Here is a 23920-nt window from a genome sequence, read left to right on the forward strand (position 1 = left end):
TTGTTCTTAAATGTAAAAATAATAGAAATCTGCAAATATTTTAGTCATTTCCCCAGCGCCATTCATTCCCTAATTCTAGTTCATGGCGTAGGTTATGTTTGATAAAGAATTCTTTAGTCGAATAGAAATCTAATTTCTTAGCTGGAATTTGTTCCGCATTGGCTAAACCATACAGCAGCATCGTGGTATATTTCACGGTATTCTCCATCTCTTTTTTATTGACTAAACTGAAATCGTCGCAATTAGCATGGTAACAATCTAATACATTTCGGGCCAATTTCCCCATGGGATCCGCCGCTGGAATTCCCTCCATTAAGAACGTTTGATTGTCAGAATGTAGCCCTGGAGAATTCGTTAAATGATTGCCAAAATCCCCATCAATTGACTTAATCTGATCTCCAATTGATTTCAATATAGACATCATTTCATCGCGTCCACCCCCATTAAATCCATGCACATCATTAGTCATGTCTAAATTAATCATATAAACGACGTCATCTAGTTCACCTAATTTTTTCGCGCGCTCCACATAGGCCTTCGAGCCTAATAAACCTTCTTCTTCTCCCATGAAGGCAACAAACTCAATCGTACGCTTACTGCTTAATCCTAAAGCCTTAAAGGTTCTGGCTACATCTAGTACAGAAAAGGATCCAATACCATTATCAATCGCACCCGTGGCTAAATCCCAAGAATCCAAATGGCCCCCAATCACAATTTTCTCATTTCTTAATTTAGAGCTTGTCCCTTTTAATGTCGCTACCACATTGCGTGCTTTGATCGGTTTACTCACATTATGCATTTCAATCAAACTTAATAAGCCTGGTTGATCCTTCATCCATTTTCTTATTTCAGTTCCATTTTCTAATGAAATACATACGGCAGGGATGCTAATTAAATTTCCCGTTACGGAGGCTGTACCTGTAAGTAGTACTTGGCCTTTAACCGTATTGACAAAAATCACTCCCATCGCACCATGCTGAATGGCCAATGCTGTTTTTTCTGAACGGTGTAGATTTTTTGTTCCGGCTGTGGCCTCTAATAAGCCGATGTTAGCTAAAACGACTTTGCCTGCCACCTCTTTGCCCGTATAATCGGCATCTAATCCGTTTCCTAAATCGATAATCGTCCCTTGAATATTGGCATCCACCGGAGTCATAGCTAAAGAAACGACTGGTACCTCCCTAAAATCATCTGATTTAGGCGGAGCGATAGACAAAGTAACCGTATCTCGCGCCCACGCTTCTACTTGAAATCCTTGGAATTTAGTATCCTTGAATCCATATTCTTTTAGCAAACGAAAAGCATATTCTTCTGCCTTTTTTCCTTTCTCGCTCCCTGTTAATCTATGTCCTATGGTCTTGCATGCGTCTTCAAGAGAGCTATAGGCTTTTGAATGCAATTCTACTTCTACTTTAATCTTTTTGAAAACATCTTTCAAATCATCCTCTCCTTCAACTGACACGAAGGAAGAGCTAAAAAGAGAAACGGAGAGCGCTAAAATTCCAAGGGTTAATTTTCTCATGTGGGATTTTTAAATAACTCTTTAAATTTAGCTTTTTTCGCGTAAAATCACAATCAGCCTGACCAATTTTCCCGATCTAAATTTCGGTAGGTAATTGCTTCCGCTAGATGCTTGCTTTGGATGTCAGTGGATTGGGCCAAATCAGCAATCGTTCTAGCCATTTTTAAAATTCGATCGTGGGCACGGGCAGATAATTGTAGTCTCTCAATAGCATTTTGAAGTAAAGACGAGGAAATAGGGTCTAGCTGACATAGCGCCTTAACTTGTTCGGAATTCATCTCTGCATTAGTTCGGATGGAATTCTGTTTTTGAAATCGTTCATTTTGCTTATCTCTTGCCATAATTACGCGTTCTCGTATGCTTGAACTCGGTTCACTGGTTTTCGCATTAAACATTTCTGGGTATTTCAAAGGGAAGACCTCTAAATGCATGCCGATTCGATCAAGTAAAGGACCAGATATTCGATGCAGGTATCTATCTACTTGGTAAGGCTTGCATGTACAGGGCTTTTCGGGGTGATGGAAATAACCACAAGGACACGGATTCATAGCAGAAATCAGCAAAAAATTAGCGGGGAATTCTACCGTACCATGGGCACGAGAAATAGGCACCTTTCTTTCCTCCAAAGGTTGCCTTAATAATTCTAACACGTTACGTTGAAATTCAGGTAGTTCATCTAGGAATAAAACACCCTGGTGGGCTAGGGAAATTTCTCCTGGCTGAGGGTTTGCACGGCCTCCGATGAGAGCGGTGGGTGATATACTGTGGTGAAGTGCCCGAAAGGGTCTTTCAGTAATGAGTGGATTTTCAGAACTTAACTTTCCTACGATTGAGTGAATCTGAGTAGTTTCGATAATCTCGCTAAGACTCATGGGTGGCATGATGGAGGGGATTCGTTTAGCCATCATCGTTTTGCCGGCACCGGGTGGCCCTACGAGGATTAGATTATGACCGCCCGCCACAGCGATTTCAATGGCTCTCTTGGCTTTTTCCTGACCTTTTATTTGGGCAAAATCGTCTGCATAATGCCGTGTTTTTGGCTGAGCTGGAGGAGCTTTTACAGCTGCTTGAGTCCGTCCGTGCAAGAAACGAATCGTATCCCGCAGATTATCCATCGCATAGATGCTTAAACCTTCTATCAAAGCGGCTTCGATGGCATTCTCCCTCGGAAGAATGAGGGATTTGATGCCTTGTTTTTTGGCTTCGATGGCCATGGACAAAGCCCCTTTAATCGGCCTAATTTCACCCGTTAAGGACAGTTCTCCCATGATTAAATAGTCAGAAAGGCTAGACATTTTGGTCTGTTCAGACGCTTGAAGCAGTCCGAGGGCAATGGGGAGGTCGTAGCCCGATCCTTCTTTTCTGACGTCTGCTGGGGCCAGATTGATGACGACTTTTCTGCGCGGGAAGAAATAGCCGATTTGCTTGATGGCAGATTCAACGCGTTGAATAGATTCTTTAATGGTGGAATCGGGCAGGCCGACTAAATAACATTTAGAGCCTTGTCCTACATGGGTTTCGATGGTGATAATGGAGGCATGAATGCCCACGAGGGCACTGCCAAAAGTTTTCGCTAACATAGTGGTCGTTTAAGACACAATGTTAACCGAACGATCCCGAATTAAATATCAGTTAATTGGATACCGTCTAAATTTACCAAGAGCTTGGTTTTTACCCCAAAAACCAAAGGCTGGTTATTCGGAATATGTCCAGCTGGAAAATCGAAGGCTATAGGGAATGAAGTCCCTGCAGTATGTTCTGCCACTAATTCGTAGGCTGTTTTGCCGATGTTTAAACTCGCCTCGTTGCAATCAGTAAATCCACCTAGGATTAAGCCGGCTAGGTTTTGGAAAAATCCTGCCCTTTTTAATTGCAATAATAGGCGATCTACATGGTACAAACGTTCGCCTATTTCTTCGATGAATAAAATTTTACCATCCGTCGAAGCGAAGGTGGGTGAGCCCACCAAGTGACATAAAAGGGATAAATTTCCACCTATGATTTCCGCGGAGGCTTCGCCAAATCGCTTCAAAGGATGTGCTCCAGCTGACAAAGAAAGCTCCCCCTTGAATAATAAGGAATGCAAGTTTTGCAAGGCGGATTCTCCGCCTTTTTGGCAAAAATTATGCGGCATAGGTCCGTGAATACTCGCGAATCCTAGGCGATCTACCTCGCATAAAAGTGCTGTAATATCGGAAAAGCCAACGATCCATTTGGGAGACGAAATAAAACCCGAAAAATCCAGCGAATCCAGCAAACGAGAGGATCCATATCCACCACGAATGGGAAAAATGGCCTTAATCGAAGGGTCGTCTAACATTTGTTGAAGATCGGATAAGCGCTCCTCATCTGTTCCTCCTAGGCCGTGGTAACGAGCTAAATAATTAGGCGCATAGCGCACCCGAAGCCCCCAGCTTTCCAATACCTCTACACCCTTTTTCCAGTTTTCGGTTGTAGGGAAAGAGGCGGGGGACAAAATAGCTACTTCGTCACCAGCTTGTAAATACGGGGGAATTATCCGAGTCATGCTGTAAATATCTGCTTTTTTTTAGGATCCTCAAGGGCTAAATTTTGTAATATTGTAAAAAACTATTCCTATCGCACCTGCAGATTTAAATCTTGTTCATCCTATTTACAACCCACATCCGGGATGGGCGGAGGAATTGCTGCAGTATTATACCCTGTTCAAGGAGGCAATTCCCGCCGAAACTTCGATACACATGTATTTAGTGAATGATGGAAGCAAGACAGGTATTCGGCCGGAAGACATAGCGCTTTTAGCGCGTGAAATAAACAGTTTCACCTATATTGATTCTCCTGTGAATCAAGGAAAAGGAGGAGCTTTACGCGATGCGGTTCGCCAAACCACGGGTAAATGGGTCATTTATACTGACGCAGATTATCCTTATTTAATTCAGAATGCGGTGGATATGTTTCGCCTGCTTTCTTCGGACGCGGCTGATATAGTTGTAGGGGTTCGCGATGAGCAATATTATGATCAATTGCCTTTAGGGCGTAAAATATTTTCCCTTTCATTGAAGGTGATGAATTATTTGTTTTTCCCTCAACTGAAAGTAAAAGATACGCAGTCGGGTTTGAAAGGGTTTAATCAAAAGGGGAAAGAGATCTTCCTGAAGACGCGGATCCCGGCCTTTCTTTTTGATATGGAATTTTTAGTTTTGGCTTCCAAAAACCCAGATATCCGCATCCAGTGGATCTACGTTCAGGCAAGAAAAGGCATCGTTTTTTCGACGATGCGCGCGAAGACGATTTTGACGGAATTAGTTAATTTCACCACCATTCTATTTCGCAGCAACGGATGAACCCAATTTTGATCACGATTGATGTAGAAGAATGCGATATTCCATTGGAATATGGAATCGTGATTCCTTTGGAAGAGCAATTAGCCATATCTCGTGAGGGCTTAGCGCATTTTATGCAGATAGTGGAGGAGGCAGGCGTTCCGGTAACTATTTTTTGTACGGGAGTGTATGCGGAAAATAACGAAGCATGGATAAAAGAGTTGAATCCGATGCACGAATTAGCCTCACACGGCTATTTTCATGGTCATTTTGATGCGAAAAAGGATTTAAAAAACTCTAAAAATCTATTACAAAAATTGAGTGGAAAGCCCATCACCGGCTTCCGAATGGCTCGTATGCACTATGTGGAGGAAAGTGAAATTTTGAAGGCAGGTTATACCTACCATTCCTCCTTGAATCCGACGTGGATTCCTGGGCGCTACGATAATAGAGATAAACCCACCCAGCCATTTTTCGAAAAAGGATTGTGGAATGTGCCTGCATCAGTAAGCCCTTGGTTGCGGATTCCCCTGTTTTGGCTCGCATTTAAAAATTTTCCCCTGTGGATCTACACGTTGTTAGCGAAGCGAACTTTGCGTAAACAAGGCTTTTTGAATATCTATTTTCATCCTTGGGAATTTGCAGATTTAAGTAAATATCCATTGCCAGGACACGTTAAGCGCGGGCACAATGGTCCTTTGCGAGATAAATTGCGTTCTTTTTTAGGTCAAATGAAAGGGGAGGGGAATTTTACGACGATGGCCCAAATGCTGGAAAACCATGAATAAGAAATCCACTTTATTGATTATTTGGGCCTTAGCAGGTTTGGCCACTGGCTGGAAGCAGTTTTCGCTGAGCGCCGTTCATTCCCACATCAATAATTTTCAGATTTTCAAGGCGAGTTTCGGCCATTTCTTGCACCGCTTGCCGCTCTATTTAGAGTATCCGAAAGAATATTTCGACCTCTACCTATATGGCCCAGTGTTCTCCATTTTAATGGCGCCATTTTCCCTGCTGTCCGATGGCCCTAGCGTAATTTTGTGGAATATAGTGAATTCGGTGGTCTTGTTTGTGACGCTTTGGCACCTACCTATCGTCTCAACTAAGCGGGTGGCCATCACTTGGATTGTATTAAATTCATTGATTACCGCTCTCTTGAACACACAATTTCATGCGATTTGTTTGGCCTTAATACTCTGGTCCTACATCTGTGTGGAGAAGAAAAACTATTTTTGGGCGACGCTCTGGATCGTTTTAGGCATCTACATTAAGTTGTATGGGGTAGTCGGATTAGCCTTTTTCTTCTTTGCTAAAGACCGCCTCCGTTTCGCCGCCTACTTCGTTTTCTGGATGCTGGTGATCGGTTTTATTCCTTTGGTCTTAGGCGGATTCGATTACGGCATGCAATCCTACCGAGATTGGATGGGAATTTTAGCTCATAAAAATGAGTTAAACGAGAACATTAAAAATATTCGCACGGACGTTTGCGTGATGGGGATGATTCGCCGTTGGACAGGTGACCCGAACATCTCGAATCTTTGGTTCTTAATTCCTTCCATGATTCTCAATGTCTATTTGTTCTTCCAAACAAAAAAGTGGTCTGATCCCGATTTCAGACTTCGTATTTTAGCTTTCGTGCTTCTATATATTATGCTAGCAAGCACAGGTACCGAATCCCCTACCTTAGTGATGGCATTTCCTGCCGTTGGAATCTGGTTTGTTTTAGGGGAAAAAACCAAAGCTCGTTGGGCGATGTTGATTTTCACCTTGCTGATTTCTAGTTTTTCGCCTACGGATTTATTTCCGGCCTATATAAGGAATGAATTTATTAATCCTTTGGCCTTAATGATTTTGCCTTTATTCGGGGTATGGATTTGGCTAGCGTGGGATCTGTTTAGAGAAAAACAACCTCAGCTATAATGTCCTGCTGAGCCGATTTATTCAATAGCTCGATCATTTTTTGTTTGGCCATCAAAAGCTCTTTCTTCAAAGGGGCAGAATCTAACCCTAAAAAGAGTTTTTTATCTTTAATGTAGATTTTAGTGGTACGCGCCGCAATGGGTTTTCCCATAATTTCTTCCCAATGAGCGACGATATACGTTTCATCGTATTTATTCTGCAGCTTATAAACGCGCAAAAGGGATTCGATCGCCTCCTTCAGGCTCATATTATCCTTACTTCTAGTAGAAGCTCTGGGACCTGTCGGATTGAAGGGTGAATCGATCATTATATTATTTTTGACTGCCAAAATTAAACCATTAATTACGCTTAATCAGGAAATTCTCAACAAAATTTAATTTTTTTTTAATTTATTTATAATTCCGTAATCCCCAAATAGTACCCTAAAAATATCTGTTATTTGAAGAAAATATCGGTTTAGTACAATAGTCCCTAGTCTCTGACCTGCTCACAACCCTGCAATGATTATTTAAAGGATGAAAATTATATTAGAATTCTATTACTTTTGCCTTTAATGAAAAATAAAGCGAAAGTCTACAATATGAAAACTATGATCGCCCCATTTTCTGCAAGTTTTATCAAAAAAATAATTCTTTAACCCCAAATTACCAAACTAATGAGTACACAACAACCAAAGCCAGCTGGTAAGCCAGCTGCAACCGAAAAAAAATCTGGCGGTTTGTCTGCAGGTTTAATTCTAATTATTCTATTCGTTATTGCAATTGCAATTTACACCTTTGTAATGGGAGATGGCTCTCACTTTGAAGGTGGAACTAATGAAGGTCACCCACTTCCTGGAGACTACTTTGGTGTAGTTTACAAAGGTGGTGTTATTGTACCAGTTTTAATGACTTGTTTTTTAACTGCATTAACTTTCTCTATCGAGCGTTTATTAACAATCGGTAAAGCAAAAGGAAAAGGTGATGTAAATGCATTCGTACGTTTAGTTCAAGCATCTTTAGATAAAGATGATGTAGAAGCTGCTTTGAAAGCTTGTAAAGTACAAGAAGGATCTGTAGGTAATGTAACTTTAGCTGCAATCAATAAATACAAGGCTTTAACTACGGAAAAAGCTTTAGATAAAGAGCAAAAATTAGCTGCATTGAGCAAAGAAGTGGAAGAAGCTACTTCATTAGAATTGCCCATGTTAGAGAAAAACTTAACTATCATCGCAACTTTAGCATCGGTATCAACTTTGATCGGTCTTTTAGGAACGGTAATCGGTATGATTAAGGCCTTCGCATCATTAGGTAATTCAGGTGGATCAACTGATTCATCCGCTTTAGCAAATGGTATCTCTGAGGCTCTTATCAATACGGCATTAGGTATCGGTACTTCGGCTATCTGTATCATTGCATACAACGTATTTACAGCGAAAATTGATGAGTTAACTTATAGTATCGACGAAATCGGCTTAAGTGTTAACCAAAACTACGCTACGCACCACAATTAATATTTGAACTGATTTAGGGGCTTCAGCCCTTTCATTCAATTTTATTCACCGTTCAAAAAAATAATTGTTATGCCAAAAGTTAAAGCTAAACGACATAGTGTCTCACTCGACATGACAGCGATGTGTGATGTGGCTTTCCTTCTTTTGACGTTCTTCATGTTAACCGCGAAGTTCCGTCCAGAAGAGGCAGTTACAATCACGCCTCCATCTTCTATCTCAGAGAAACCTCTGAACATAAAAGATGGTATGCTGATGGTTAGTGTTTCACCTGAAGGTGGCGTTTATTTAGCAACTGATGATCAAATGGCACGGGAGTTTATGTTAGAGCGCATGGCTAATCGCTATGGTATCGCTGTAACAGCTGAGATGAAGAAGAACTTTATGGCTTCAGAAATCGTCGGCTATCCTCTAGGTGCAATGCGTCAGGTGTTAAATATGAAACCTTCAGAAGCGAAAGCGCTAAGCAAGGGGATTCCACTTGATTCATCTAATAACGAGCTTTCGTATTGGGTGGGTTATGCGAAATTGTCTAATCCAGAGTTGAAAGTTGCTATCAAAGGAGATAAAGAATCTAACTACAAAGTGTTTGCCGATATTATCGGGACTTTGCAAGCTCAGAATATCAATATCTTCCAATTAGTAACTGGACCGGAAAATAAACCGAAATAAGTTTTCATTTTTAATTACGAAAAGAAATGGCAGAAATAGATAGCTCCGGTGGCGGGAAGAAAGGCGGAAAGAAGCGCAGTAAGAAAATGTCGACTAAAATCGACATGACACCTATGGTGGACTTAGGCTTCCTTTTGATTACTTTCTTTATGTTAACAACGACGTTAGCAAAGCCCGTTACCATGCAATTAAACATGCCTGATAAAACGGATACGAAGGAAACATCCCCTGTTAAATTATCGGAAACACTTACTGTGTGTCCAGATGCTAACAAGGTGTATTATTACCAAGGTATCCCTACTGAAGCAGGTACAGTAATGCAACTTACTAACTATTCGGAGACAGGAATTCGCAAGGTTATCGCGGATCTGAAAGCGAAAGTGGGTAATAATTTTACTATCGTGATCAAGCCAACCAAAGGTGCGAAGTATCGCAACATGATTGACATGCTTGATGAATGTGCGATTACTAACAACAAACGTTATGCTTTGTTAGAAATCGATCCGGATACGGAGGCATTGATTAAACGATCAGGAAAATAAGGGTATAAATTAATTTTAAATTAAACGAATATTATGTCACAAGTAATAAGCCAAGATGCTACTTTAGACGATATTATCTTCAGAAACAAGAACCGTGAATACGGTGCCTTCGATCTTAGAACGAGATATCCTAAGGTAATGAAGCGGTCCGTGTTACTAGGCTCTGCACTCTTTGTCGGTGCTCTTTTGTTAGCAGCTTTCTGGAAACAGTTAACTGCCGCTGCAGAAAATAAGACTGAGGTGACTGCTGAAGTAATGAAATTGGACAAGCCTGCTCCTCCTAAAAAGGTTGAGTTGCCTCCACCGCCACCACCGCCACCACCCAAGGAAATTCCTAAGGTGACTACGACTAAATTCTTACCTCCTGAAATCAAACATGACGAAGAGGTAACGAAGCCGGAGCCTCCACCTGAAGAGGTGAAAGGAAATACCGCATCGGAAACGGTGAAAGGTGAGACGGAATCGTATGAACCACCAGTAGATCCAGATGCGGGTAAAGCAGCACCTGTTGAGCCACCTAGACCAGCTGAAGATGAAATCTTTACAGCTGTGGAGCAGCAAGCTGAATTCCCTGGAGGATCGGGTGCCTGGGCACGTTTCTTAGGTAAAACTTTGAAATACCCATCTCCTGCGCAACGTGCAAACGTGGGCGGTAGAGTATTCGTCTCTTTCGTTGTAAATACGGACGGCTCTGTTCAAGATGTACAAGTTTTGAAGGGAGTTGGTTTCGGTTGCGATGAGGAAGCTGTTCGCGTAATTAAGTCTATGCCAAGATGGAATCCTGGTAAACAGTCTGGACGTGCAGTTAGATCTCGTTTTACTCAACCAATTACGTTCGTTTTATCTGAGTAAGATAGAAACGCTTAATCATAGACAGACCTGCTGAATGTATTTTTAGCAGGTCTGTTTTTTTAAAGAATATGAAAAGACCTGTGGCTATTTGGATTAATGTTACTTTTCGAATAATTGTAGCATTTGCTTATTTTTTAGTAGGCATGTATGTCGCATTTTATTCGGAATTTGACTTAGGTACGACTTTTGGTGTGCCTACCATCGTTTTATTTGGAATACTTTTTATGGCCTATGGGTGTTTCCGGATTTGGAGAGCTTATGCCTATTTTAACTCAACAGATGATGAGGATGAAGAATATCAAAAATAGTATTGTAGTTCTTTTAGGACTATGTATGTTCCAATGTTCCTCCGATAAAAAGGAGGGGCCAAAAGATTCTGCAACGATAGGGGAAATTACTCTAGGGGTGGATGAATCTTTTGAGCCTTTGATGAAAGCAGAGAAGACGGCTTTTGAAGAGCAGTACCACTATGCTAAAATCAATTATAAATTCAGTCCTGAAAACGAGGTCATTGCAGATATGCTAAATGACAAGATTCGCGGTGTCGTAGTTACCCGGGACTTAACGACTACAGAAAAGGAGATTTTTACTCGCGAAGCTATTACCTACCGTAGTTTTAATATAGCCGCTGATGGCATTGCCTTATTAGCTAATAAGTCAAATACAGACACGCTAATTACATTAGGTGATTTACGGGAATTGATCGTGGGAACCTCTACTAAATTCACCGTAGTTGTGGATAAAGCTAATTCCAGTAATTTGAAATTTTTACTAGACAAATTAAAGATTTCGAGTGCGGAGAAATTACACGTGGTGGCAGCTGGTTCTAATCCAGAAGTGATTAATCAGGTGAGAAATAATCCTAATTCGATTGGAATTGTTGGTTCTAATTGGATTAGCGATGGAGATAATCCGACTTCACTCGGATTCATTCGTTCTATTCACGTAATGTCCGTGGCAGAAGGGAAGGGGATGCCTTATTCGCAACCCTTTGGCTATAATTTGGCTTTGAAAAAATACCCTCTGCGCAGGGAAATCAAATATATTATTAAGGAAGCACACCAGGGATTAGGAACCGGTTTCTTGAATTATGTCTCCGGGGACTTAGGCCAATTGATTGTTTTGAAGGCAGGATTAATTCCTTTGACCCGACCTATCACGATTCGAACCTATCAAATTAGTCAATAGTCCATTTTTATCTAGCTCAGGTTAGGGAAAATAGAAGAATAGTTTTATTTTTGTTATTCTATTGATTTTAATTTAAGTGTATAAAATTGGACATTTCGATGTTCGAGGCCTAGTATAAGTATCGAAAGCTATTAATTATAAAAACAAAATGAAGAAAATGAAATCGTGGGTATTGGTAATTAGTTTATTGATTACCAATATGGCAATGGGACAAACTATCGCGGAAGGATTACACTTAATCGATCGCGATCAACCTAGCAGAGCAAAGCAAGTTTTTGAAGGCTTAGTTACTGCTTCTCCTACGGGTGAAAACTACTATTATTTAGGCTATTATTTCTTATCTCGCAGAGATTGGTCTGGAGCTGAAGATGCTTTCAAAAAAGGCTTAGCAGCAGATCCTAAGAACTATTTAAATCAAGTAGGTTTGGCTACGATTAAAGTAGGCCAAAATAAGGTGAATGATGCGAAAGTGGATTTTGACCGTATTTTACAAGAGACTAAATACAAGAATGGCGATGTCATTCACCGTATCGCGGAAGCGTATGAAATGTTCCATAAATTAGGACGAGATGTAGAATTCAATGCCAATAACAATGATCCGGCGGAAGCGATTCGTTTAATCGACTTAATGTTAGAGAAAACGAAGAAAGGTCCTAACGCGGAGCAAATGATTGTTCGTGGAGATGCATTTTTGATCAAGAATGATGGTGGTAACGCAGTTTCATCTTATGAGCAGGCCTTAATGCAAGACCCTAGAAATGTGAAAGCAAAAGTGAAGATCGGAACGGTTTTCTTACGTGGTAAAAACTACCGCGAGACTCAATCACGTTATAAAGAGGCGATTGATTTAGATTCAAATTATGCTCCAGCGCACAAGCGTTATGGCGAGTATTTGATCGTAGGTGCCCAGTATAAAAATGCATCACGTTATTTCAGAAAGTATTTAGAGAAAGCGGAGGCTACACCTGAGGTGACTTTGGAAACGGCTAAACTATTATTCTTATCTCAAGATTATGAAGGCGCGATGAAGTACACAGATGAGGCAGATAAAAAGGGTGTGAAAGATAATGATATCTTCCGTATGCGTGGTTATTCGCATGTCGAAATGAAAAATTACCAACAAGGTATTGATAACTTGGAAGGTATGGTTCGTTCAGGTGTGAAGCCATATTATATGGATGATTTGTATTTTGGAAAAGGGTATCAAGGTTTAGGTAAAGATTCGGTTGCTTTAAATTATTTAGAGCGTGCCGCTCCGTTAGATACTAACAATAATGTATACAACATTATTCACGATATTCGCTACAAACAAAAGCGTTATAATGACGCAGCAAATGCAGCATTGAAAAGTATCGAATGGAAGCAAAAGAAAAGCCAAGCTGTAGGTTCTGGAGATTATTTCAAGGCTGCCATGGATTATTATTTTGTTTCTGCCTTTATTCCTAGAGCAGATACCTTGAATCGCCCATTAATTGCCATGAAATCAGATACCTTATTTGCTAAGGCAATTGCAGTAAATGATAAATGGCCTCCATTCTACATTAACCGCGCTCGTGCTAATAACTTAATTGATTATTCAGGTACTAAGTGGTTAGGAGTTCCTCATTATGAGAAATTCTTAGAAACGGTGATTAAGTTAAGAGAAGAAAAATCTACTGCTTTAAAAGAAGATAAGAATCAGTTATTTGAGGCATTTAAGTACTTAGGTGGTTATCACTTAACAGTGACGAAGGATGATACGAAAGTGAGAGAATATTTCACCAAGGCGCAAGAAATAAAAACGGATGATAAAGATGTCAATGACTATTTAAATCCAGCTCCAGCGGCGGTAGCTCCTAAAAAGTAAGATGAATTAAACAACGAAAAAAGCTGCTCATCGGGCGGCTTTTTTCATTTTCAATACAGCTATGTCATACGCATTAATTACAGGAGGAAGTAAAGGGATAGGCAAAGAGATTGCCTTTCAGTTAGCAGAAAGAGGATATAATCTTTTACTGGTTGCTCGTAATTCTTATGAGTTGCAAATGGTGAAAGAAGCGATTCAGAAAAAGTATTCTTTAGAGGTGGATTATTTAGTGGTGGATTTAGCTGATTCGTCGGCTGTTTCGACTCTATATGAATGGGTTTTAGAAAAGCAGATTGATCTTCGGATTTTGGTCAATAATGCGGGCTATGGTTTAGTGGGGGAGTTTGAAAAGTATTCCTTCGAAGAGACCCAAAAAATGATGCAAGTAAACATGAATGCCTTAGTGGAAGCCTGCTATCGCTTCTATCCGATGTTAAGCGGTAAAGGTCAGGCCTATGTGTTGAATATTGCTAGTTCAACGGCTTATCAGGCGATTCCTTTAATGAGCGTTTATGCAGCGTCTAAAGTTTTTGTTTTGAATTTTTCTCGCGGTTTGTTTCATGAGTGGAAAGCAAAAGGAATTTCGGTAACATCCGTAAGCCCAGGTGCTACCACGACAAACTTTAATGATCGCGCAAACTTGCCAGAGAAAGCAAGTAAAGCAGCGGAGAAGATTACGATGAGTCCAGAACAAGTGGCTAAGCTTGCAGTGGATGGTATGTTTGCTAAGAAGCAAGAGGTAATTACGGGCTTTATAAATAAATTAGGTGCCTTCTTAGCTTGGCTTGCCCCTAAAGCAATTTCTGAAAAAATTGCTAAAGGGATTTACGAATAGTTTTTTCTTGACTGATTCCATCAGAGATCAGCTTTAATACATAGGTTCCAGCAGGGAAACGGGATATATCCCAGATCATCTTCCTGCTGGAATTTTTTATTTCAGACGTGTCCAGTAATTTCCCCTTCAAATCATATAATTGAATTATTGCCTGTTCTGTTTCATAAGCGATTTCGATGGAAAGGAATCCTTTATTTGGATTTGGGTAAGCTGCGAATTCGTACGAGGGAGGCTGATCCACATAATAGACATTGGAATAGTTAGAGAAACATTCGCGGGTAGGATAGCGGTATTTTGCTCTAACATAGAATTCGCGGCCTACGGTGATTTTCCGAAAGGAATTTGTGTCACTGGAGCGTTTTTGGTCGATAAGCCATTCTGGGATTCCTACAGAGCTAACTTTTAAAAAATAGGCGCCCACTTTTTCTAAATAGGGGGCAGGGGGATTTGGTCTTCTTTCAAGGATTATTTTCTCCGATCGGTAAAAGCAGCCATTTTCTTCGATGACGCTCCCGTATTCTCCTGCTGGCAGCATTCCTCTCATTGCTTTTTCCACGGAAAACAGATGCCCGTCTTTCTCCCATCCAATAAAGTGCAGATTAGAGGCTATATCTAAACTTATTGCCGCACTATCTTTATCACAGATCATCCCCGTAAAGGATTTTCGAATCAGTGAGATAGGCTGTTTTAGAATGGGTAAATTCAGAAGTAGCGTATCTGTTTCGCCGTCATTGCAGAGAAAGCGGTACGTATCTCCAGGTAAGATAAAATCGGCTGTGCTGGATTCAAAGCGTTTGCTCGAACTAAGTGCGGAGGTTTTCAAGGGACATCCATTGATCCGAATGCGGTAAGTATTCGATAGGCAATTTGTTTCTGAATGAGCTGACAGGTGGTGAATGATAGGACCGTTGCGTAGATAAGAAACAAGTAGGGTGTCCTTTGCGCTGCAGCCGAGGGAATCGATGACGTTACGAAAGAGAAATCCGCTAGAGCTAAAAGGACCGAACGTGCTTTTAGCCGTTGAGCTATAAGAGATTTGGAAGGGCGGATTTCCTTTTCGGATTAGAATCATTGGCGGCATTAGTGTTTTTTCGCCCGTTATAGTAAGCGTAGCAGCGGGAGTGATTTCCAGCTGTGGTTTTATACGAATCGGAATACTTGTTCGTGCACTCTCACAATCGTTTATTTTGACAGATGCGAATCGGACGAATAGGGAATCTTCCGAACGCGTATTTTGGATGGCCTTCATAGATAAAGCGGTCGCTGTACTGAGGCTCGATTTCGTAGATTCGGTTTCATACCATATAGTATTTAAACCGCCACTAGCTAGCAAAGAGAAGGGTATGCCTGAGCAAAAATACGTGGGGGAAGTATTTAAGGGTGGTAGCGGTATGGGATAAATAGCTGTTTTTACACCAGCAGACAAGGGCCCTTCACAGCCGGATTTAACACAAGAGGCTCGGAAAAAGGAACTATCCGTGCTGATTAATGAGAGGCGGCTGCCTTCGCCTACTTTATTGCCGGCAGCATTGTACCAAAATGTTACCGACGGCGAGCATCCCGTGGCATTTAAGGAGAAGGGGAGTTCTACGCAGGCTTTGACGAGTTTGACCACATGGTTGGGGGCAGCAGGCAGTGAGGTAACACTAAGGATGACTTCGTTCGAAGCGAGAACACAGGTTCCTGCAGGTAGCCTAGCGAAACGAGCAAAGGCTTTCAGTTTAGTGCCATTAAATGAGGGAGCAGCTATAACTGAATCAACTAGCAACCCATTCGCTGTCCAGGAAAAGGAAGATGAAAGAGGAACAAGCGCCTTTTCACAAACGGTCATCGCTGAAATGACCGGGGCTTTGCGTAAAACCACAAGGACCGAATCAGAATAATTAATGCACTTGCCTAAGGTGATCTTTAATCGGTAATAAGTCCCAGACGGATAGGCGGATCCGCCAGAAAGAAAGGAAAATCGGGTCGCGCGCGCGTTCGTAATACTGGCGAATTTAGTGTCTGAGGGTCTGCGTTTTTCCCATTGAAAGGTGCCGCCGGAATTAGTGCAGAAGAGACGAATGGAATCGCCTTCGCAGGTGATTTGGGCGAGCGGTTGCGTGCTAATGCTAGCGCATTGTGCGAAAGAAAAGAAGGTCCAGAAAAGGAAAAAGAGCGTTTTCATGCCCCGAAATAGGGGACAAAACTGCAGCGAAACAACTCGAATAAATCGATTACCAAGAACTTGATAAATAAAAAACGCAAACCACTCACGCGGAGTAGTTTGCGTTTTTATCAATGACTAGATAATTTTAGATATCGCAGATTTTAACCGCTTGTTCTAAGGAAGCCATTTTGTCTTTGCGGGCTGGGACGAACTCTTGTCCTATATAGCCTTTGTAGCCCGTGTCGTAGATCGCTTTAACGATGGCGGCATATTGTAATTCTTGGGTTTCATCAATCTCATTACGACCTGGAACTCCGCCCGTATGGTAATGCGAGATGTAGTCGTGGTTTTTCTTGATGGTAGCGATTACGTCCCCTTCCATGATTTGCATGTGGTAGATATCGTACAGTAATTTGAATTTATTGGAACCTACCATTTCACAAAGTACGGCACCCCATTCGGTATGATCAGCTTGGTAATCTTTGTGGTTTACTTTGGAATTCAATAACTCCATCGAAATAGTGATATCGTGGCGTTCTGCCGTTTTCATGATGCGCTGAATCCCTTTTTTACAGTTCATCAAACCTTGCTCATCACTCATCCCATTGCGATTTCCAGAGAAGGTGATCAGGTTTTTAACGCCTGCTTTTGCTGCGCGTGGAATTAGATCTTCGTAGAAAGTTACAAGCGCATCATGATTAGCAACCTTATTGAAAAAGTTAGTCAGGTTCATGCCTTCTGGGTATTTTCCCCAGCCTATCGCGGCTGTCATGTCATGCTTTTTAAGGATTTCCCATTCTTCGGGACCGGTTAATTCGATAGAGCTTAAGCCGATTTTCTTTGCGTTGATGACAAGTTCCTCAAAAGGAATATCATTATAGCACCAGCGGCAAGCGGAGTGTTGTACTTTTCCTTTTAGGTCAAGGCCCACTTGTTTGTCTGCTTCCGTGAACCGATGGCCCATCATGCCTAGACCAGCGAAACCTGCAGAGTTTTTTAGGATGTCTCTGCGGCTGAATTTGTTTTCCATAGGGGTATAAATTTAATAGGTTTATTTTAGTAGGGTAGTCACGAATTTTTCACTGAGCTCGAATAGTAAGCCGGGATAAATGCCTAGCAAGATACTGATTATTCCTAGACCAAAAAGACTAATCATTTCTAATTTATTCAAATCAGGTAAAGACCAGTCTGCGTTTTTTAGGTAGAGTTTTCCCAAATAGATTTTTTGGAAAGTCCATAGCAAATAACCTGCACCTAATAATAAGCCCAAAGCTCCGATGATAGCATAGGCAGGATGCAAAAATGGACTCGTGAAGGCACCCATCAAACTAAAGAATTCCCCAATAAATCCAGAGAATCCAGGCATGCCTAAAGAGGCAAAAATGGCGATTCCCGAGATAACGGTGAAGCGTGGCATCATCGTAACTATTCCGGAATAGGAGTCAATTTCGCGATCGCCTGTCCGAGAATAAAGAACGCCCACGAGCAGGAATAAAAGGGCGGATAAAATACCGTGGGAGATGGTTTGGAAAATAGCTCCTTGCCAGCCTTCCGCCGTGAAAGCAGCGATTCCTAATAGCACGAAGCCCATGTGGGATACCGAAGAGTAGGCCACTAATTTCTTCAAGTCTTTCATCGCTAGGGCATTATAGGCGCCATAGATGATGGATAAGGCACCTAGTCCGGCTAAAATCGGAGCGGCTATCAGAGCCTCTGGCAGGAAGAATGGAATGGTGATTCTCAACCAACCATAGGCTCCTATTTTTAATAGAACTCCGGCTAATAAAACCGAGATAGGTGTAGGCGCTTCGACGTGTGCATCGGGTAACCAGGTGTGCAAGGGAACCATCGGTAATTTGATGGCGAATCCGATGAATAAGAGCCAAAATCCCCATTCTCTTGCGCTCAAGCCACCTAGAAGCCAGCCTGAGCTAGGGTGTAGGATGCTCGTTATTTGGCAATTATTATAGTCCATTAATGCCTGCATATCAAAACTATGAACGAGCGAAGAGGTCGCTAATTCCTGTGACTGAATCATCAGCTGGACGGCTTTTAATGCATCGATATTAAAGCCCTGTTCTGGGCGAATCAGACCATTCAATAAAGCCGTTTCGTAGGGATCTACGTAGGCCAAACCCATTCCCAACATCACGATGAGGATGAAAAGCGAGCCCACCAGAGTATAGATAAAGAACTTTAAAGAGGCATAATTTCGGCGTGGTCCACCCCAAATTCCGATCAAGAAATACATCGGTAAAAGCATGAACTCGAAGAAAACATAAAATAAGAAGAGGTCTTTGGCTAGGAAACATCCCATTAATGAGGCATTTAAAAGTAAGACTAGGGCATAATAGGCACCTAATTTTTCCTTGATTTCGGTGGAATTCCAAAGCGCCACCCAGGTAATTAATCCAGTCAATAGAATCAAGGAAATACTTAATCCATCGACTCCTAGGGTATATTTGGACATAAAAGAGCCCATCGATCCTAAAGAAATCGAGAACCAATTATGCGATTCATTGAATTGAAATATGCCGGACGACTTATCGAAGGCGGTATATAGATAACCTAAAATTCCAAGCTGAAGGGTGGAAAGTCCGATCGCCAGTGTTCTTGCCTGCTCCTTTAGTTGCCCCATTCCCAGGACGAAAGCACCTAACAGAGGCAATCCAATTAATAGCGATAAGAGGGGTAAATTCGTCATTTAATAAATAGAGCGTAAAGTAAAAATAAGGCAAATGTCACAATAATCATAGTCCAATAATTTTGGACTTTGGCTGATTGCCAGCGACTTAAAAGTTTTCCTGTTCCTGCACTTAGGCTGGCGCTTCCTCCCACTAAAATACCATCCACGAGGTGACGGTCTACCCAGGCTAGCAGATGTGCAATAATGACTTGCAAGCCAGCGATTCCATTCACGAATCGATCAATAAATTGCTTTTCAAAAACTTGTGCAGATCTACTTTTCCAGCGGATGAGATTAAATAAGCTAGGCCAAAAGCGGGGTAGAAATTGATAATTTCCGGATGGAATCCAGTTTCTGGTAAGATACGCTCCGGTAATTCCTAACACCCAAGTCCCCGCCGTGATGTATAGCCAAAAGGATGGAATGTGGAAATAGGTCAACACATACCTATTCAAATAGGGATAGGTTCGCATTTCTAAAGGATAAAAGGAAAGCCAACTAATAAAACTCGCTACAATCAATACCTGAATCGGTATGGAAAGGGAATAATCCTTTCTGGCAGAACCGTCCTTCACCGGCCCCATAAAGATCAAATAGAACTGTCGACTGATGTAGAAACTCGTTAACACCATGCCCACGCCCAGAACGCCTAAGAATTCGAATTGGTCGTTTGTATATAAATATCCAGCAATGTTTTCTTTGCTAAAAAATCCTCCTGTAAGTGGTAATCCCATTAACCCAGCACCGAAAATGAGGTAGGCGAAAGCGGCCACTGGCGCCTTCTTTCGCAAGCCACCCATGTCGTTGAGGCTTTGGGAATGAACCGTGTGAATGACGGCTCCGGCCGCTAAAAATAGGCCGGCTTTGAAAATGCCGTGGGTCAATAGATGAAATAAGGACGCATCAGAACCCATCCCCATCCACATTAAACCTAGCTGGGAGATGGTGGAATAGGCGAGGGTCTTTTTGATGTCGTTTTGGAAAATCGCAAAGATAGCACCCGATAAAAAGGAGATCGCACCGATGATGCCCATAAATAGATGGGTTTCTGGACTCGTGATGTCGAAAACACGTACTCCTACATACACACCAGCCGCTACCATCGTGGCCGCGTGAATCAAGGCAGATGCGGGGGTAGGCCCTTCCATCGCGTCAGGTAGCCAAGACATGAAGGGGAATTGGGCTGATTTAGCTATTCCACCGGTGATAATGGCGATTCCGATGAGGGTAGGCGCGATGCCGTGCATCGCGGAAAATTGCCAAGTATTGAAATGAAGACCTAGTCCGATTAAACCGAATAAAAGGGCGATATCTCCGAAGCGGTTAATCAAAAAGGCTTTTTTAGCCGCTTGTGTAGCGGCCGATTTTTGATGCCAAAAACTAATCAGCAAATACGATCCCGCTCCTACTAATTCCCAAGCACCATAAAATAGTAGAATGGAATCCGTTAAGACTAAAAGCGTCATCGCACCCACGAATAGGTGCAAATACAAGTAGTAGCGTCCGATGGAGGGGTCTTTTGCTAGATAGGATTTGGAAAATAACTGCACACAGAAGGACACGAAAGCTACTAGTCCTAGCACTAATTGTGCTGAGGTATTCGCCCAAAAACTGGCATTCATTTCTTTCCCGCCCAGATTAAACCAGGTAAAGGCAATTTTTAAATCAACTGAAGCTTGCGCGCAAAAATAAATAGCTGAAAGGCTAAATAAAGCAGAAAGGGAAATCGATAGGATGGGTTTGGGAAAAATGGCCACTAACAGAGCGGACGCCCAAGGCAGCAATAGCACTCCAAGAAACAGGAGATTTAATCCCATAGACTTTGTAAAGATTTAATAACAAATATACGGATTATCCGCCACTCACGGGAGGAATTAAGGCGATTTCCATACTTTCTGAGAGGATAAAATCCGGTTCTGGAAAGCGATGCTCGGCGGCTAGACGTAAGGAGGGTAGTTTTTCCAAAGCAGGATGCATCGATCGCACTATTTGTAAAAGATCCTCTACGGTGCATGTTCCCTCTTTTTCGATCGAAATCGTGGACGACTTTAATAAATCGCGGCAAATACCGAAGAGAAGAATGTGGTAGGTTGACATCGTTTTTTGTACCTTTGAAAAGAATTAAGCAAATATATTGGATAATCCTCAGCTTTTTGATAATCACGGCCGCGAATTGAGTTATTTACGACTCGCGGTGACGGATCGTTGCAATCTGCGCTGCACTTATTGTATGCCGGCGGAGGGGATTAACTATCTACCGGAACGTGAGTTATTGAGCTGGGAGGAGATGTTTCGTTTGACTCGGATTATGCACGAAATGGGGATCAAAAAGGTTCGCATTACGGGTGGAGAACCCTTTGTTCGAAATGGATTAGTAGAGTTTTTAACCGAATTAGCCGGATTGTCAGATTTAGAAATTTGTTTGACGACGAATGGCGTGTTCATCGGCGAGTACATAGAAGCGCTGAAAAAGCTAGGTGTTCGTCACATTAATTTGAGTTTAGATTCCCTGGACCGCGATCGCTTTCATCAGATTACGCGTAGAGATGATTTTGCCAAAGTATATGAAAACCTAATCTGCTTAATCGATGCTGGTTTCCAAGTCAAGATCAATGCGGTCGTGATGCAAGGCAAAAACGAGGAAGACATCATTGCTTTAACAGAGTTTGCTAGAACACACCCAGTCTCCGTGAGATTCATCGAAGAGATGCCGTTCAATGGTTCTGGGCTGGTGGAAGAGAAATTGTTTTGGGACTATGTGCGTATTTTAGAGCGTATTCGCTCGCAATTTCCGGATTTGAAGGCAAGGCCATTTTTGTTTGGAGAAACAGCGAAAACCTATGATATCCCTGGTTTTAAAGGAAATTTTGGTATTATCGCTGCCTTTAGCCGGACATTTTGCGGGACCTGTAATCGAATTCGTTTAACGGCTAAAGGTCAGGTGAAGACCTGTCTTTACGATGATGGCGTATTTGATTTGAAGGCGTATCTTCGTGGCGGAGTGAGCGACGAAGAGATTAAAACACAATTAATGACCTTGTTTAAGGCGCGTTCTTTGGACGGATTTGAAGCAGAAAAAAATAGAAAAGGAGTCATCAAGGAATCGATGACTACTATCGGAGGATAAAATAGGACGATAAATATGAGCTCATTATCAAAATGTATTGATAAATTTTCTAGCCTGCGCGTTCTCGTGATTGGCGATTTAATGGTCGATGCCTATACCTGGGGAAAGGTAAATCGCATTTCGCCAGAAGCCCCCGTTCCTGTGGTGAATGTTAGTAAGCGAGAATCTCGCTTAGGTGGCGCCGGAAACGTAGTACTAAATATCGCTAGCTTAGGGGCAAAAGCCTATGTTTGCTCGGTCATCGGGGATGATGCTACGGGTGAAACTTTGCAAGGAATCCTACAAGAAGCAGGTTTATCGACAGCTGGTATTATTGTGGAAAAGGGTCGTCCTACCACGATTAAGGAACGCGTTATCGCCGGATCACAACAATTAATTCGAGTAGATTCGGAAACCGAGGCACCCATTTCGGCTGTGTCGTCTCAAGCTTTATTAGCTCAAGTGAAAACGTGGTTAGCTGATGTCGATGTCATTCTTTTTGAAGATTATGACAAAGGAGTTTTAAGCGAGGGGCTGATTCAAGAGATTATCGCCTTAGCTAAGGCGCAGAATATTCCCACAGTTGTTGATCCGAAGAAAAAGAACTTTTTCGCCTATACGGGTGCGACCTTATTCAAGCCTAATTTACACGAATTGCGGGATGGGTTAGGCTTAGAGGCATCAGCAATAAAGCCGGAGAATATCGCGAAAACAGTAGCCGATTTCAAAGCGGCACAATCCTTCACTGGTCTGTTCGTGACCATGTCAGAGCGCGGTGTTTATATGGATTTCAAGGAAGACCAAATTCAAATCCCAGCCCATATTCGCCAAATCGCCGATGTTTCTGGTGCTGGAGATACCGTTATTTCCATCGCGGCTTGTGTTCTTGCCGCAGGAGGATCCGCAAAGCAAATCGCCGAGCTCGCTAATTTAGGCGGAGGCTTAGTCTGCGAGTCTTTGGGCGTAGTTCCGATTGATGTGGAATTACTGAAAAAAGAGGCGGCAAAGATTTAATTCTTTACTCGTTTCCCTTGCTAATTTTCGAAATCTGTTTCCATAATTCTGGCTTCGCGTGACGCACGACCTCGCCTATCACGATGACGGCTGGATTAGTTAAACCTTCTTTCGAAGCCATAGAGGCTAATTCTGCTGCGGTAGATATACCGACGCGCTGATTTTTCATCGTGCCGTTTTGGATGATCGCGGCGGAGATGTCGCCTTTGCCTTGGCTTTGGCATAAATCCGCAATCTCTTTCAGTTTATTCATCCCCATGAGGATGACCAAAGTCGCAGATGACTGCAATCCTAACGTCAGGTCAGCGGTCAAAGAACCATCGGATTTCGTCCCCGTCATCACCCAAAAGCTCTCGTTCACCCCGCGAATCGTTAAGGGAATTTCGGCAGCACCCACCGCCGCATAAGACGAGGAAATGCCTGGAATATAATCTGTTAAAAGTCCGAAGCCACGAGCAAATTCGATTTCTTCTTGACCACGTCCAAAGACAAAAGGATCGCCACCTTTCAGTCGAACCACGTGTCCTAAAGCGTATGCTTTTTCCACGATCAATTTATTAATGGCGTCTTGTGAATGACTTTCTCCCGCACGCTTACCCACGTAAATTTGTTCGCAAGCAGGGGAGCAATGTTCTAATAAGGTTTTGTCGACCAAAGCATCATATAAAACCGCTTGCGCAGACGCGATTGCTTTGATAGCCTTCAAGGTTATCAACTCCGGATCACCCGGGCCAGCGCCCACCACGGTTAATGTCGGGTGGGGTTCTAATTTTCTGAAATGACTTAAATTCTTCATA

At 42.2% G+C, this 23920-nt stretch carries 23 protein-coding genes; 13 read left to right on the forward strand and 10 right to left on the reverse strand.

Annotated features, from left to right (window positions below; all coding sequences use genetic code 11):
* Positions 1-40: 40 nt before the first annotated feature.
* Genes ACST13_RS09855 through ACST13_RS09865 form a run of 3 tightly spaced genes read right to left on the reverse strand, consistent with a single transcriptional unit; the run spans position 41 to position 4049 of the window.
* On the reverse strand, positions 41-1522 hold the full coding sequence (locus tag ACST13_RS09855; protein ID WP_459523027.1) for a M20/M25/M40 family metallo-hydrolase: 1482 nt from the start codon (positions 1520-1522) through the stop codon (positions 41-43).
* 53 nt (positions 1523-1575) lie between these two features.
* The gene (locus tag ACST13_RS09860) at positions 1576-3102 is read right to left on the reverse strand and encodes a YifB family Mg chelatase-like AAA ATPase (RefSeq protein ID WP_459523028.1); all 1527 of its coding nucleotides are present in this window, start codon (positions 3100-3102) and stop codon (positions 1576-1578) included.
* A 41-nt stretch (positions 3103-3143) separates the two neighbouring features.
* Complete coding sequence (locus ACST13_RS09865; protein ID WP_459523029.1) at positions 3144-4049, reverse strand: S66 peptidase family protein; 906 nt, start codon at positions 4047-4049, stop codon at positions 3144-3146.
* Positions 4050-4185: 136 nt separating this feature from the next.
* On the opposite strand from ACST13_RS09865, the gene ACST13_RS09870 reads away from it, so the two are divergent.
* From ACST13_RS09870 to ACST13_RS09880, 3 genes are read left to right on the forward strand one after another with little or no spacing between them, the layout of a single operon-like run.
* Positions 4186-4845, forward strand: coding sequence for a glycosyltransferase (locus tag ACST13_RS09870; protein ID WP_459523030.1), 660 nt, complete (start codon positions 4186-4188; stop codon positions 4843-4845).
* Entirely contained in the window at positions 4842-5612 is a 771-nt protein-coding gene (locus ACST13_RS09875) for a polysaccharide deacetylase family protein (protein ID WP_459523031.1), read from the forward strand. The genes ACST13_RS09870 and ACST13_RS09875 overlap by 4 nt, the downstream gene beginning before the upstream one ends.
* Positions 5605-6744, forward strand: a complete 1140-nt coding sequence (locus ACST13_RS09880) for a glycosyltransferase family 87 protein (protein ID WP_459523032.1) — start codon at positions 5605-5607, stop codon at positions 6742-6744. The genes ACST13_RS09875 and ACST13_RS09880 overlap by 8 nt, the downstream gene beginning before the upstream one ends.
* Here ACST13_RS09880 and ACST13_RS09885 read toward each other — a convergent pair.
* Positions 6719-7051: a DciA family protein gene (locus ACST13_RS09885; RefSeq protein ID WP_459523033.1), complete on the reverse strand. Its 333-nt coding sequence runs from the start codon at positions 7049-7051 to the stop codon at positions 6719-6721. The two genes, ACST13_RS09880 and ACST13_RS09885, sit on opposite strands and share 26 nt — an antisense overlap.
* A 348-nt stretch (positions 7052-7399) precedes the next feature.
* Between ACST13_RS09885 and ACST13_RS09890 the strand changes: the two genes are divergently transcribed.
* From ACST13_RS09890 to ACST13_RS09925, 8 genes are all read left to right on the forward strand, one after another.
* Positions 7400-8236: a MotA/TolQ/ExbB proton channel family protein gene (locus tag ACST13_RS09890; RefSeq protein WP_459523034.1), complete on the forward strand. Its 837-nt coding sequence runs from the start codon at positions 7400-7402 to the stop codon at positions 8234-8236.
* Positions 8237-8305: 69 nt separating this feature from the next.
* Positions 8306-8905: an ExbD/TolR family protein gene (locus ACST13_RS09895; RefSeq protein WP_459523035.1), complete on the forward strand. Its 600-nt coding sequence runs from the start codon at positions 8306-8308 to the stop codon at positions 8903-8905.
* A gap of 26 nt (positions 8906-8931) precedes the next feature.
* A complete protein-coding gene (locus ACST13_RS09900; protein ID WP_459523036.1) occupies positions 8932-9447 on the forward strand; it encodes an ExbD/TolR family protein in 516 nt (171 codons plus the stop codon).
* Positions 9448-9480: 33 nt separating this feature from the next.
* Positions 9481-10299, forward strand: a complete 819-nt coding sequence (locus ACST13_RS09905) for an energy transducer TonB (RefSeq protein WP_459523037.1) — start codon at positions 9481-9483, stop codon at positions 10297-10299.
* A gap of 68 nt (positions 10300-10367) precedes the next feature.
* Positions 10368-10607, forward strand: coding sequence for a hypothetical protein (locus ACST13_RS09910; protein WP_459523038.1), 240 nt, complete (start codon positions 10368-10370; stop codon positions 10605-10607).
* On the forward strand, positions 10588-11487 hold the full coding sequence (locus ACST13_RS09915; protein WP_459523039.1) for a PstS family phosphate ABC transporter substrate-binding protein: 900 nt from the start codon (positions 10588-10590) through the stop codon (positions 11485-11487). Before ACST13_RS09910 ends, ACST13_RS09915 begins: the two co-directional genes overlap by 20 nt.
* 148 nt (positions 11488-11635) lie before the next feature.
* Positions 11636-13333, forward strand: a complete 1698-nt coding sequence (locus tag ACST13_RS09920) for a tetratricopeptide repeat protein (protein ID WP_459523040.1) — start codon at positions 11636-11638, stop codon at positions 13331-13333.
* Positions 13334-13394: 61 nt separating this feature from the next.
* Positions 13395-14168 (forward strand): SDR family NAD(P)-dependent oxidoreductase, encoded by a 774-nt coding sequence (locus ACST13_RS09925; protein WP_459523041.1) that lies wholly within the window; start codon positions 13395-13397, stop codon positions 14166-14168.
* On the opposite strand, the gene ACST13_RS09930 is transcribed toward ACST13_RS09925, so the two are convergent.
* From ACST13_RS09930 to ACST13_RS09950, 5 genes are all read right to left on the reverse strand, one after another.
* A complete protein-coding gene (locus ACST13_RS09930; RefSeq protein ID WP_459523042.1) occupies positions 14149-16335 on the reverse strand; it encodes a T9SS type A sorting domain-containing protein in 2187 nt (728 codons plus the stop codon). The two genes, ACST13_RS09925 and ACST13_RS09930, sit on opposite strands and share 20 nt — an antisense overlap.
* Positions 16336-16462: 127 nt before the next feature.
* On the reverse strand, positions 16463-17347 hold the full coding sequence (locus ACST13_RS09935) for a hydroxypyruvate isomerase family protein (RefSeq protein WP_459523043.1): 885 nt from the start codon (positions 17345-17347) through the stop codon (positions 16463-16465).
* A 21-nt stretch (positions 17348-17368) separates the two neighbouring features.
* A complete protein-coding gene (locus ACST13_RS09940) occupies positions 17369-19021 on the reverse strand; it encodes a complex I subunit 4 family protein (protein ID WP_459523044.1) in 1653 nt (550 codons plus the stop codon).
* The gene (locus tag ACST13_RS09945; RefSeq protein ID WP_459523045.1) at positions 19018-20820 is read right to left on the reverse strand and encodes an NADH-quinone oxidoreductase subunit 5 family protein; all 1803 of its coding nucleotides are present in this window, start codon (positions 20818-20820) and stop codon (positions 19018-19020) included. Before ACST13_RS09945 ends, ACST13_RS09940 begins: the two co-directional genes overlap by 4 nt.
* 34 nt (positions 20821-20854) lie before the next feature.
* A complete protein-coding gene (locus ACST13_RS09950) occupies positions 20855-21100 on the reverse strand; it encodes a MoaD/ThiS family protein (RefSeq protein WP_459523046.1) in 246 nt (81 codons plus the stop codon).
* Positions 21101-21137: 37 nt separating this feature from the next.
* Between ACST13_RS09950 and moaA the strand changes: the two genes are divergently transcribed.
* Both moaA and ACST13_RS09960 read left to right on the forward strand, forming a co-directional pair.
* On the forward strand, positions 21138-22130 hold the full coding sequence (gene moaA / locus ACST13_RS09955) for a GTP 3',8-cyclase MoaA (protein ID WP_459523047.1): 993 nt from the start codon (positions 21138-21140) through the stop codon (positions 22128-22130).
* A 15-nt stretch (positions 22131-22145) separates the two neighbouring features.
* Complete coding sequence (locus ACST13_RS09960) at positions 22146-23123, forward strand: bifunctional heptose 7-phosphate kinase/heptose 1-phosphate adenyltransferase (RefSeq protein ID WP_459523048.1); 978 nt, start codon at positions 22146-22148, stop codon at positions 23121-23123.
* Positions 23124-23127: 4 nt separating this feature from the next.
* On the opposite strand, the gene cobA is transcribed toward ACST13_RS09960, so the two are convergent.
* Positions 23128-23919 (reverse strand): uroporphyrinogen-III C-methyltransferase, encoded by a 792-nt coding sequence (gene cobA, locus ACST13_RS09965; protein ID WP_459523049.1) that lies wholly within the window; start codon positions 23917-23919, stop codon positions 23128-23130.
* Position 23920: the final 1 nt, after the last annotated feature.

This window comes from Aquirufa sp. A-Brett2-W8 (assembly GCF_054558755.1).

Coding starts and splice junctions, on each gene's coding strand:
- ACST13_RS09905 (WP_459523037.1), top strand. CDS start 9,481: ATGTCACAAGTAATAAGCCAAGATGCTACTTTAGACGATATTATCTTC.
- ACST13_RS09915 (WP_459523039.1), top strand. CDS start 10,588: ATGAAGAATATCAAAAATAGTATTGTAGTTCTTTTAGGACTATGTATG.
- ACST13_RS09875 (WP_459523031.1), top strand. CDS start 4,842: ATGAACCCAATTTTGATCACGATTGATGTAGAAGAATGCGATATTCCA.
- ACST13_RS09865 (WP_459523029.1), bottom strand. CDS start 4,049: ATGACTCGGATAATTCCCCCGTATTTACAAGCTGGTGACGAAGTAGCT.
- ACST13_RS09925 (WP_459523041.1), top strand. CDS start 13,395: ATGTCATACGCATTAATTACAGGAGGAAGTAAAGGGATAGGCAAAGAG.
- ACST13_RS09950 (WP_459523046.1), bottom strand. CDS start 21,100: ATGTCAACCTACCACATTCTTCTCTTCGGTATTTGCCGCGATTTATTA.
- ACST13_RS09945 (WP_459523045.1), bottom strand. CDS start 20,820: ATGGGATTAAATCTCCTGTTTCTTGGAGTGCTATTGCTGCCTTGGGCG.
- ACST13_RS09930 (WP_459523042.1), bottom strand. CDS start 16,335: ATGAAAACGCTCTTTTTCCTTTTCTGGACCTTCTTTTCTTTCGCACAA.
- ACST13_RS09920 (WP_459523040.1), top strand. CDS start 11,636: ATGAAGAAAATGAAATCGTGGGTATTGGTAATTAGTTTATTGATTACC.
- cobA (WP_459523049.1), bottom strand. CDS start 23,919: ATGAAGAATTTAAGTCATTTCAGAAAATTAGAACCCCACCCGACATTA.
- ACST13_RS09855 (WP_459523027.1), bottom strand. CDS start 1,522: ATGAGAAAATTAACCCTTGGAATTTTAGCGCTCTCCGTTTCTCTTTTT.
- ACST13_RS09860 (WP_459523028.1), bottom strand. CDS start 3,102: ATGTTAGCGAAAACTTTTGGCAGTGCCCTCGTGGGCATTCATGCCTCC.
- ACST13_RS09895 (WP_459523035.1), top strand. CDS start 8,306: ATGCCAAAAGTTAAAGCTAAACGACATAGTGTCTCACTCGACATGACA.
- ACST13_RS09900 (WP_459523036.1), top strand. CDS start 8,932: ATGGCAGAAATAGATAGCTCCGGTGGCGGGAAGAAAGGCGGAAAGAAG.
- ACST13_RS09885 (WP_459523033.1), bottom strand. CDS start 7,051: ATGATCGATTCACCCTTCAATCCGACAGGTCCCAGAGCTTCTACTAGA.
- ACST13_RS09890 (WP_459523034.1), top strand. CDS start 7,400: ATGAGTACACAACAACCAAAGCCAGCTGGTAAGCCAGCTGCAACCGAA.
- ACST13_RS09935 (WP_459523043.1), bottom strand. CDS start 17,347: ATGGAAAACAAATTCAGCCGCAGAGACATCCTAAAAAACTCTGCAGGT.
- ACST13_RS09910 (WP_459523038.1), top strand. CDS start 10,368: ATGAAAAGACCTGTGGCTATTTGGATTAATGTTACTTTTCGAATAATT.
- ACST13_RS09960 (WP_459523048.1), top strand. CDS start 22,146: ATGAGCTCATTATCAAAATGTATTGATAAATTTTCTAGCCTGCGCGTT.
- ACST13_RS09940 (WP_459523044.1), bottom strand. CDS start 19,021: ATGACGAATTTACCCCTCTTATCGCTATTAATTGGATTGCCTCTGTTA.
- ACST13_RS09880 (WP_459523032.1), top strand. CDS start 5,605: ATGAATAAGAAATCCACTTTATTGATTATTTGGGCCTTAGCAGGTTTG.